This is a genomic window from Pseudomonas nabeulensis, assembly GCF_004682045.1.
GTDB classification, from domain to species: Bacteria; Pseudomonadota; Gammaproteobacteria; order Pseudomonadales; family Pseudomonadaceae; genus Aquipseudomonas; species Aquipseudomonas nabeulensis.
Map to the genome: position 1 here is coordinate 1 of NZ_QUZT01000113.1, position 10,653 is coordinate 10,653.

Below are 10,653 nucleotides of genomic sequence, written 5' to 3' on the forward strand. Positions count from 1 at the left end.
TCTTGGAAGGGCGGAAAGGGTTGCGAAAAATAGGAAAACGTTACAAAAAATTCAGAAATTTCAGCGTGCATCCACGGCTGGATTGCACCGGTGGGATCGCATCGTAGGAGGATTCCGAAAACTGTAGGCAAGTACCAAGAATTGGATCAAATGAGAGAAGTGGATCACTGAGAAAGGGGCGCTTTACTTACGGCCCTAAACAAAAAATCAGAGTAACAAGAAGAATTTTTCTGACAGATGCCAAAGACAAATCGCTCTGCCATCGACCCTGACGACCTGCCTGAAAATGACAAATCCGGCGTCGAGCAAGAAAACGCCCATTTCATATCGAAAAACCCAGACTTTCGCGACGAATGGTCATCAGCGAAGTGCATCGCCATCCCCCATTTCTGAAACCGCCACTCGACTAGCGGCTATTGTCAGAAATTTCCCACAAGAGTACAAATGTACTCCATGACGACTCTAACCCCCCGCCGTACCGCCATCCTGACCTTTATCCGCGACCGTATCGCGCAGCAAGGCCAGTCTCCCAGCCTCGCCGAGATCGCCGAGGCGTTCGGTTTTGCCTCGCGCAGCGTGGCGCGCAAGCATGTGCTGGCGTTGACCGAGGCCGGTTTTATCGAGGTCAACCCCAACCAGGCGCGTGGCATTCGTTTGCTTAACCAACCGGCGCGTCCGGAGTGGCTGGATGTGCCGGTGCTGGGCCGTGTGGCTGCTGGTCTGCCTATCGGTCCGGATGCCGAGGTGCACAGCCGTTTGCAACTCGATCCCGCCATGTTTGTGAAAACCCCCGACTACCTGCTGCGGGTACAGGGCGACTCGATGATCGAAGACGGCATTCTTGACGGTGACCTGGTGGGCGTGCGCCGCAGTGCCGAGGCGTTGAATGGGCAGATTGTGGTGGCGCGCCTGGACGGTGAAGTGACCATCAAGCGTTTCGAGCGCAGTGGCGACAGTGTGCGGCTGTTGCCGCGCAACCCGGCGTATCAGCCCATTGTGGTCGGGCCTGATCAGGACCTGGCTATCGAAGGGGTGTTCTGCGGTTTGGTGAGGCAAGGCTGATGGGCGCCGTCGTTGCACTGGACACGCTGTTCAATGGCGGCCGCGTGTGGAAAGGCCGGCCTGCCGCACCGCCCGCCAGTATGCATCCCACGGGGCTTCGGGCGCTGGATGCGGTGTTGCCTACGGGGGGCTGGCCGGAGGCGGCCTTGAGTGAAATCCTGATGGCGAAGGAGGGCGTGGGCGAGTTGCAACTGGTGCTGCCGACCCTGGCGCGTTTAACCCAGGCCGGTGAGCGCATTGTGCTGGTGGCGCCGCCCTATACGCCGTATCCCCATGCCTGGCAGAACGCCGGGGTGGACTTGCGTTTGCTCTCGGTGATCCAGGCCGAGGAGCGCGATGCGTTGTGGGCGGTGGAGCAATGCCTGCGCTCTGGCAGTTGCGGCGCGGTGTTGTGCTGGCCGCGCAAGGCCGATGATCGGGCGTTGCGGCGTTTGCAGGTGGCGGCGGAAACCGGGCAGACCCTGGCGTTTGCCTGGCGCGCGTTAAGCGAGGCGATCAACGCATCACCGGCCGCGTTGCGCCTGGCGGTCGAGGCCAAGCCGGCGCAAGTGCGGGTGCTCAAGTGCCGGGGCGGGTTGGCCCATCCGGCGCCGATTGCCTTGGCGGGGTACTGAGGTTGCCATGCGCTGGGTGTGTATTGTCTTCCCGCAATTGGCGCTGGACGGGGTGCAGCGTGCGCACCCCGAGCCAGACCAACCCCTGGCCCTGCTGGCCGGCACGCCGCAGCGGCGTGTGTTGCAAACCGTCAACGATGCCGCCCGCGCCTTGGGCCTGCGCCCCGGCCAATCCCTGACAGCGGCGCACGCCCTGGCCAAGACGTTTGCCAGCGCCGAATACGACCCCGCCGAGATTGAGCGCTGGCAGCAATTCCTGGCCGCCTGGGCCTACCGGTTCAGCTCACAGGTCAGCCTGTATTACCCGCGAGCGCTGTTGTTTGAGATCGAATCGAGCCTGGGCCTGTTCGGGCCGTGGCCGCAATTTGAAGCACGTTTGCGCAAGGAATTGACCGAGCTGGGTTTTCGTCACCGTATCGTCGCCGCGCCCAACCCGGCGGCGGCGCGGGTGTTGGCGAATCTCTACGATGGCCTGGCCGTGGCCGATGAAGACACCTTGATGCAGGCCCTGGCGCCATTGCCCATCGACCGCGCTGGCCTCGACCCGCAAGCGGCCACTGCCTTATCGCGCATGGGCCTGCGTACCTTGGCCCAGGTGCAGGCGTTGCCCCGGCATACCTTGGCGCGGCGTTTTGAGGCGGGCTTGCTCAAGCACCTGGACGCACTCACCGGGCAACGTCTATTGGCCTTGGCGTTCTACCAGCCGCCGGACCAGTTCGATGTGCGCATCGAGTTGAATTACGACGTGCAATCCCATCAGGCGCTGCTGTTTCCCTTGCGTCGCCTGACCGGTGATTTGTCGGCGTTTCTGTGCGGTCGCGACAGTGGCGTACAGCGCTTCGACCTGCACCTGGAACATGCCCAGGCCCCCGACAGCGTGATCAAGGTCGGCTTGCTCAGCGCCGAGCGTGAGCCGGCGATGCTCTTCGAACTGGCCCGTGGCCGCCTGGAGCAAGTGCAAGTCACTTCACCTGTGCGCGGCTTTCGCCTGGTGGCCCAGGACCTGCCGGTATTTGTGCCGCAGCGTCAGGACCTGTTCGACGACCGCCCGCAACAGACCTTGCCGTGGGAGCAACTGCGCGAACGCCTGCGCGCCCGCCTGGGGGATGAGGCCGTGCAGGGCCTGCGCTTTCACGCCGACCACCGCCCCGAATGTGCCTGGCAAGCGGCGGCCGATAAAAGTCCAAGCCCCACCCTGAATAAAGTCCAGCGCCCCGGCTGGCTATTGAGCGAACCGATCTTGCTGGCCGAGCAGGGCCTACAGATTCTGATGGGCCCGGAGCGCATCGAGTCCGGCTGGTGGGACGGCGCCGATATCCGTCGCGACTACTACCTGGTGCAAACCCGCGCCGGCCAGCAAGGCTGGGCCTTTCGCACCGTGGGGCACAGCGAAGGGTTGTGGTTGCAAGGCTGGTTTGCATGAGCTACGCCGAGCTGCATTGCCTGTCCAATTTCAGCTTCCAGCGTGGTGCGTCCAGTGCGCTGGAACTGTTCGAGCGCGCCAAACGCCAAGGCTACAGCGCCCTGGCGATCACCGATGAATGCACCTTGTCGGGCATCGTGCGTGCCTGGCAGGCGGCGAAGGCGGTGGAGTTGCCGCTGATTATCGGCAGCGAAGTGCGCATCGAGAATGGCCCGAAACTGGTGCTGCTGGTGGAAGACCTCAGTGGCTACCAGCATCTGTGCCGCTTGATCACCCTGGCCCGACGTCGCGCCGAAAAGGGCCGTTATCGCCTGCTGCGAGAGGACTTCGAACAACCGCTGCCAGGCCTGTTGGCGCTGTGGGTCGCTGAAGACACCGACACCCAGGCCGATATTCAGTGGCTGCGCAGCACCTTCGCCGAGCGTTTGTGGCTGGCGGTGCACCTGCACTGCGGCCAGGACGACGCGCGCCACTTGGCACAACGCCTACACCTGGCTGCCAGCCTGAATATTCCGGCGGTGGCCTGTGGCGATGTGCATATGCATGCCCGTGGTCGCCGCGCCCTGCAGGACACCATGACCGCCATCCGCCATCACGTGCCGGTGGCCGAAGCCGGCACGCGCCTGCACCCCAATGGCGAGCGTCATCTGCGCAGCCTCGACGCCCTGGCCGCGCTGTACCCGCCAGCCTTGCTTGATGAAACCCAGGCTATCGCCCGGCGTTGCACCTTCGACCTCAGCCAGTTGCGCTATCACTACCCACGGGAGTTGGTGCCCGCCGGCCACGATGCCGAATCCTGGCTGCGCGCCGTGACGGAAGAGGGCATCGCCCAGCGCTGGCCGCACGGGGTTGACGCCAAGACCTTGCAACAAATCAACAACGAACTGGAGCTGATCAGCGAACTCGGTTACGAGAGTTATTTCCTCACCGTCCACGATATCGTGCGTTTCGCCCGCAGCCGCTCGATCCTGTGTCAGGGCCGGGGTTCGGCGGCCAACTCGGCGGTGTGTTTTGCCTTGGGCATTACCGAGATCGACCCGAGCCTGACGAGCATGCTGTTTGAGCGCTTCCTGTCCCGCGAGCGCAACGAACCGCCGGATATCGACGTGGACTTCGAACACGAACGCCGCGAAGAAGTGCTGCAGTACGTGTTCCAGCGCTACGGCCGCACCCGCGCAGCGTTGACGGCGGTGGTCAGCAGTTACCACGCCGCCGGCGCGGTGCGCGACGTGGCCAAGGCCCTGGGCCTGCCACCCGACCAGATCAACGCCCTGGCCGACTGCTGCGGGCGCTGGAGCGACGATGCGCCGCCGCTGGAGCGTCTGCGCGAGGGCGGCTTCGACCCCGAAAGCCCGTTGCTGCGCCGCGTGCTCACGCTCACCCAGCAATTGATCGGCTTCCCCCGGCACCTGTCCCAGCACCCCGGCGGTTTCGTGATTTCCGAATACCCGCTGGACACCCTGGTGCCGGTGGAAAACGCCGCCATGGCCGAGCGCACCATTATCCAGTGGGACAAGGACGACCTCGACGCTGTTGGCCTGCTCAAGGTGGATATCCTCGCCCTGGGCATGCTCAGTGCGATCCGCCGTTGCTTCGACCTGCTGCGCCGCCACCGTAATCGTGACCTGGCCTTGGCAAGCATTCCGAAGGAAGACCCGGCCACCTACGCGATGATCAGCAAGGCCGACACCATTGGCGTGTTCCAGATCGAGTCGCGGGCACAGATGTCGATGCTGCCCCGGCTCAAGCCCCAGACGTTTTATGACTTGGTGATCGAGGTGGCGATTGTGCGACCGGGGCCGATCCAGGGCGGCATGGTGCATCCGTATCTGCGCCGGCGAAACCAGGAGGAGGAGACCACGTACCCTTCGCCCGAATTGAAAGCCGTGCTGGAGCGCACCCTGGGCATCCCATTGTTCCAGGAGCAAGTCATGCAGATCGCCATGGTTGCCGCCGACTATGGCCCCGGCGAGGCCGACCAGTTGCGTCGCTCCATGGCCGCCTGGAAGCGTCACGGCGGCCTGGAGCCGCATCAGGCCCGCTTGCGTACCGGCATGCTGAAAAACGGTTACAGCGAGGCATTTGCCGCGCAGATCTTCGAGCAGATCAAAGGCTTTGGCAGCTACGGTTTCCCCGAATCCCACGCCGCCAGTTTCGCCTTGCTGACCTACGCCAGTTGCTGGCTCAAATGCCACGAACCGGCAGCTTTTGCCTGTGCGTTGATCAACAGTTGGCCCATGGGGTTCTACAGCCCTGACCAGATCCTGCAGGATGCGCGGCGGCATAAATTACAGATTCGCCCGGTGGACGTGCTGGCCAGCGACTGGGATTGCAGCCTGGAACCCATCGACGCTGGGCAACCGGCAATCCGCATGGGCTTGCGCATGATCTCGGGATTTCGTGAAGAGGACGGGCGGCGCATTGAAGCGGCGCGCCAACGCCAGGCGTTCAGCGACATCGCCGACCTGGATGAGCGCGCCGGGCTGGATGCTCGCGCCCAAGCGTTGCTGGCGGATTCGGGCGCGTTGCGTGGGCTGGCCGGCAACCGGCACAAGGCGCGCTGGGAAGTGGCGGGTGTGCACAAGCAACTCGGGCTATTTGCCGGCTTGCCCAGCCCGGATGAGGCGGTGGTGGAGCTGCCGGCACCGACGGTGGGCGAGGATCTGCAAGCGGATTACGCCACCGTCGGCACCACCCTGGGGCCGCATCCGCTGGCGTTGCTGCGCGCCGAGCTGCGTAAACGCCGGTGCCGCAGTTCCGTTGAGTTGATGGCGGTGGAACATGGTCGCAATGTCAGCGTCGCGGGGTTGGTCACTGGTCGTCAGCGACCGGGCACGGCCAGTGGCGTGACCTTTGTCACCCTGGAAGATGAATTTGGCAACTTGAATGTGGTGGTCTGGCGCGACCTGGCCGAGAGTCAACGCCAGGCGCTGGTAGGTTCACGGTTACTCAAAGTGGACGGGCGTTGGGAAGCGGTGGGCGAGGTGCGGCACCTGATTGCCGGGCGCCTGACCGACCTGACGCCATTGCTGGAAGGCATGAATGTGCGCAGCCGGGATTTTCACTGAAGCCGGTGGCGGCTGTCGTCGTAACCACCTAAGTTGTACAGAATGAAACCATCCCCGCCCAATGGGCTCCAAACCTTGCGACCGTCTTTCCTTAGCGCAGAGCCAAACGATGCAATTTCTATCCAACCCCCACGGCTGTGACGGTTGGGCCGGTGAAATGGCCCAGCGGATCCGCACGTTCGACTGGTCCGATACCGATCTTGGGCCTATCGACAGCTGGTCCACTAGCCTGAGCAGCAGTGTGCAAATGCTGCTGGCATCCCCTGTGCCGATGGTGATGCTGTGGGGGCGGGCGGGGTACATGATCTACAACGACAGCTATTCGGTGTTTGCCGGCGGTCGCCATCCCTACCTGCTGGGCAAGGCGGTGGAGCTGGGCTGGCCGGAAGTGGCCGAGTTCAATCGGCATGTGGTGGACACCTGCCTGGCCGGTGGCACCCTGTCCTATAACAACAAACCCCTGGTGTTGTTGCGCGACGGTCGCCCGGAAGACGTGTGGATGAATCTTTACTACAGCCCCGTGGCTGGGGATAACCAGCAACCGGCGGGGGTGTTGGCCATCGTCGTGGAAACCACCGGCCACGTGAACTCCGAGCGGCTGCGCCAGGAACTCACCCATAACCTCGAGCAGCGGGTGGTGACCGAGGTCCAGGCGCGCTCTGCGGCCGAAGACCAGTTGCGCCAATCGCAGAAGCTGGAGTCCATCGGCGGGCTCACAGGCGGCGTGGCCCACGACTTCAATAACCTGCTGCAAGTGATCGCCGGCAACCTGCACCTGCTGGCCCGCCACGAGCCGGACAACCCCCAGGTACAGCGCCGCGTCACGGCAGCCATTGCAGCAGTGGAGCGCGGCGCCAAGCTGTCATCGCAACTGCTCGCGTTTGCCCGACGCCAACCCTTGTCGCCGGCGGTGTACAACCCGCAGCGCATCTACGCCGGGCTGGGGGAGTTGCTGCAACGGGCGCTGGGGGAAACCATTCATATTGACGTGCAACTGCCCCAGGATTCCTGGTGCATCAACGTCGACCGCAACCAACTGGAAAACGCGCTGCTCAACCTGGCGATCAATGCCCGCGACGCCATGCAAGGCGAGGGCGTGATTCGCATCAGCGGCGAAAACATCATCCTCAACCCTGACGATTGCGCCGGTAAAAGCATCAAGCCCGGCGAGTATGTACGCCTGTCGGTGACCGACACCGGCGTCGGCATGCCGGCTGCGGTCCTCAAGCGCGTGTTCGAGCCGTTCTTCACCACCAAGCGCGAAGGCCACGGCACCGGCCTGGGGCTGAGCATGGTGTTCGGCTTTGTGCGTCAAAGTGGCGGCCATGTGGAGATGTGGAGTGAGGAGGGCAAGGGCTCGGTGGTGCAGATGTACTTCCCCCACAGCCTGGAGCCGGAGAGTCTCGATGCCCATCTCGATCAGGCCGCCGCCAGTGGCGGCCAGGAAACCATCCTGGTGGTGGAAGACAACGAAGGCGTGCGCCTGACCGTGGTAGAACTGCTGCAACAGTCGGGCTACACCGTGCTCACCGCCGAAGACGGCGACCATGCCATGTCGGCGTTGCAAGGCGGCTTGCAGCCCGACCTGATATTTACTGATGTGGTCATGCCCGGCCATCTTAAAAGCACCGACTTGGCCGATTGGGCCCGCGCCCAGCATCCGCCCGTGGCGGTGCTGTTCACCTCCGGCCACACCCGCGACATTCTTTCCAACAACCACCTGCTAAGCCCCGACATTCATCTGCTGAGCAAACCCTACAGCCCCGAAGCCCTGACGCAACGGGTGCGCAGCGTGCTCACCGCCCGATAAGGTTGTCCATGACTTCACAGCGCAAAATCCCCAAACACCTCGGTTTCGTGCGGGTGCGCGGCGCCCGCGAACATAACTTGCGTAACGTTGACGTGGACATTCCACGGAATGCCCTGGTGGTGTTTACCGGTGTGTCGGGTTCGGGCAAATCATCCCTGGCATTTTCCACGGTGTATGCCGAGGCGCAGCGGCGTTATTTTGAGTCGGTGGCGCCCTATGCGCGGCGGCTGATCGACCAAGTGGGCGTACCGGATGTGGATTCCATCGAAGGCCTGCCGCCCGCCGTGGCCCTGCAACAACAGCGCGGCACGCCGAGTGCACGCTCATCGGTGGGCAGCGTTACCACCTTGTCGAGCCTGATTCGCATGCTGTATTCCCGCGCCGGCAGCTACCCGCCGGGCCAGGCGATGCTGTATGCCGAGGATTTTTCGCCCAACCTGCCCCAGGGCGCGTGCCCGCAGTGCCACGGCCTGGGCCGCGTGTATGAAGTGACCGAGGCGCTGATGGTGCCCGATCCTTCCCTGACCATCCGCCAGCGCGCCGTGGCGTCCTGGCCGTTGGCGTGGCAGGGGCAGAATCAGCGCGACATCCTGGTGACCTTGGGTTACGACGTGGATATCCCGTGGCGTGACCTGCCGAAAAAGCAGCGCGACTGGATCCTGTTCACCGAAGAGACACCCACCGCCCCGGTGTATGCAGGCTTTACCCCTGAACAGACCCGTGATGCGCTGAAGCGCAAGCTGGAGCCCAGTTACCAGGGTACGTTCATGGGCGCACGGCGCTACGTGCTGCATACCTTCACCCATACCCAAAGTGCGTTGATGAAAAAGCGCGTGTCGCAGTTTATGCAGGGCAGTGCGTGCCCGTCGTGCGCGGGCAAGCGCCTGAACAAGGCGGCGCTGTCGGTTAAGTTTGCCGGGGTGGATATCGGTGAGTTGTCGCAGTTGTCGTTGACGCGGCTGGCCGAGCTGTTGCGGCCCGTTGCGGCGGGCCAGGACAAGATGAAGTTGTCGGTGGAGAAACGGCTGGCCGCGCAGCGCATCGCCCAGGACCTGTTGGAGCGGGTCAGCGCCTTGACCGAGCTGGGGTTGGGGTATTTGAGCCTGGAGCGCAGTACACCGACCTTGTCCTCCGGTGAGTTGCAGCGGTTGCGCCTGGCCACGCAGTTGGGCTCGCAATTGTTTGGGGTGATTTACGTGTTGGATGAGCCCTCGGCGGGGCTGCATCCGGCCGATGGCGAGGCGCTTTACACCGCTCTGGATCGCTTGAAAAACGCGGGTAATTCACTGTTTGTGGTGGAGCATGACGTGGAAACCATGCGCCGCGCCGACTGGCTGATCGACGTGGGGCCAGCAGCGGGCGAGCATGGCGGGCAAGTGTTGTACAGCGGGCCGCCGGATGGGCTGGCACAGGTGCAAGCCTCACAGACCCGCGAGTACCTGTTCGGCGAAAAGCCCGCGTCGAAACCGGTGCAGCGCGAGCCCGCCGGTTGGCTGAAACTGGAAGGTGTGACGCGTAATAACCTCAAGGGCCTGAACGTGGATTTCCCGCTGGGCTGTTTCACGGCGGTGACGGGAGTTTCCGGCTCCGGCAAATCCAGCCTGGTCAGCCAGGCGCTGTTGGAGATGGTCGGCACGGGCCTTGGCCGAGTGTTGGAAAACGACGAGGAACCGAGCCTGGAAGATGATGCCCCGCAAGCCAGCGGCGGGCGGATCAGTGCCGGTCTGGATCATATCCGCCGCCTGGTGCAGGTGGACCAGAAACCCATCGGCCGCACACCGCGTTCCAACCTGGCGACCTACACCGGGCTGTTCGACAACGTGCGCAAACTCTTCGCCGCAACGCCGGCGGCCAGGAAGCGCAACTACGACGCCGGGCAATTCTCCTTCAACGTCGCCAAGGGCCGCTGCCCGAACTGTGAAGGCGAGGGGTTTGTCAGCGTTGAATTGCTGTTTATGCCCAGCGTCTATGCGCCGTGCCCGACCTGCCACGGCGCGCGCTACAACCCCGAAACCCTGGCAATCAAATGGCAAGGCCTGACCATCGCCCAAGTGCTGGGGCTGACGGTGGAGCAGGCCGTCGATGTGTTTGCCGAGCAACCTGGCGTGCTGCGTTCGCTGCAAGTGCTGCGGGATATCGGCCTGGGTTACCTGCGCCTGGGGCAACCGGCGACTGAACTGTCCGGCGGTGAAGCGCAACGCATCAAATTGGCCACTGAACTGCAACGCAATGCGCGGGGCGCCACGTTGTATGTGCTGGATGAGCCAACGACCGGCTTGCATCCACGGGATGTAGACCGGTTGCTGCGCCAACTGAATCACTTGGTGGATGCAGGGCATACGGTGGTCGTGGTGGAACATGAGATGCGCGTGGTGGCGCAGAGTGACTGGGTGATCGATATCGGACCGGGGGCAGGGGATTTGGGCGGCAAGGTGGTGGCGTGCGGCACCCCGCAGAAAGTCGCCAAAAGCAAAACCAGCCGCACCGCGCCCTTCCTGGCCCGAGCGCTGACCTGACAAACAATGGAGATCAAATGTGGGGGGGGCATGCCCTAATGCCTGTCAGTTAAGGAAACAGCAGATGAGCGGCTTTCTGTAGTGAGCGGGCTTGCCCCGCGCTGGGGGGCGAAGCCGCCCTAATCCCTGGTACCGCGGTGCTTCAGACAGACCGCAGGGG

6 protein-coding genes are annotated in these 10,653 nt (G+C 63.5%); all 6 read left to right on the forward strand.

Translation table 11 applies throughout. From position 1 onward, the window contains the following. The first annotated feature begins 444 nt into the window (after nt 1–444). Entirely contained in the window at nt 445–1,062 is a 618-nt protein-coding gene (gene lexA, locus DYL61_RS30425) for a transcriptional repressor LexA (protein ID WP_135311457.1), read from the forward strand. Continuing rightward, nucleotides 1,062–1,676, forward strand: coding sequence for a translesion DNA synthesis-associated protein ImuA (gene imuA / locus DYL61_RS30430; protein ID WP_135311458.1), 615 nt, complete (start codon nt 1,062–1,064; stop codon nt 1,674–1,676). The genes lexA and imuA overlap by 1 nt, the downstream gene beginning before the upstream one ends. A 7-nt stretch (nt 1,677–1,683) precedes the next feature. Continuing rightward, complete coding sequence (locus tag DYL61_RS30435; RefSeq protein WP_135311459.1) at nt 1,684–3,099, forward strand: Y-family DNA polymerase; 1,416 nt, start codon at nt 1,684–1,686, stop codon at nt 3,097–3,099. Continuing rightward, nucleotides 3,075–6,167 (forward strand): error-prone DNA polymerase, encoded by a 3,093-nt coding sequence (locus DYL61_RS30440; protein WP_202978053.1) that lies wholly within the window; start codon nt 3,075–3,077, stop codon nt 6,165–6,167. The genes DYL61_RS30435 and DYL61_RS30440 overlap by 25 nt, the downstream gene beginning before the upstream one ends. A 109-nt stretch (nt 6,168–6,276) precedes the next feature. Beyond that, on the forward strand, nt 6,277–7,977 hold the full coding sequence (locus tag DYL61_RS30445; RefSeq protein WP_135311461.1) for an ATP-binding protein: 1,701 nt from the start codon (nt 6,277–6,279) through the stop codon (nt 7,975–7,977). 8 nt (nt 7,978–7,985) lie between these two features. Beyond that, nucleotides 7,986–10,493, forward strand: coding sequence for an excinuclease ABC subunit UvrA (uvrA, locus tag DYL61_RS30450; protein ID WP_135311462.1), 2,508 nt, complete (start codon nt 7,986–7,988; stop codon nt 10,491–10,493). The last annotated feature ends 160 nt before the right edge of the window (nt 10,494–10,653 follow it).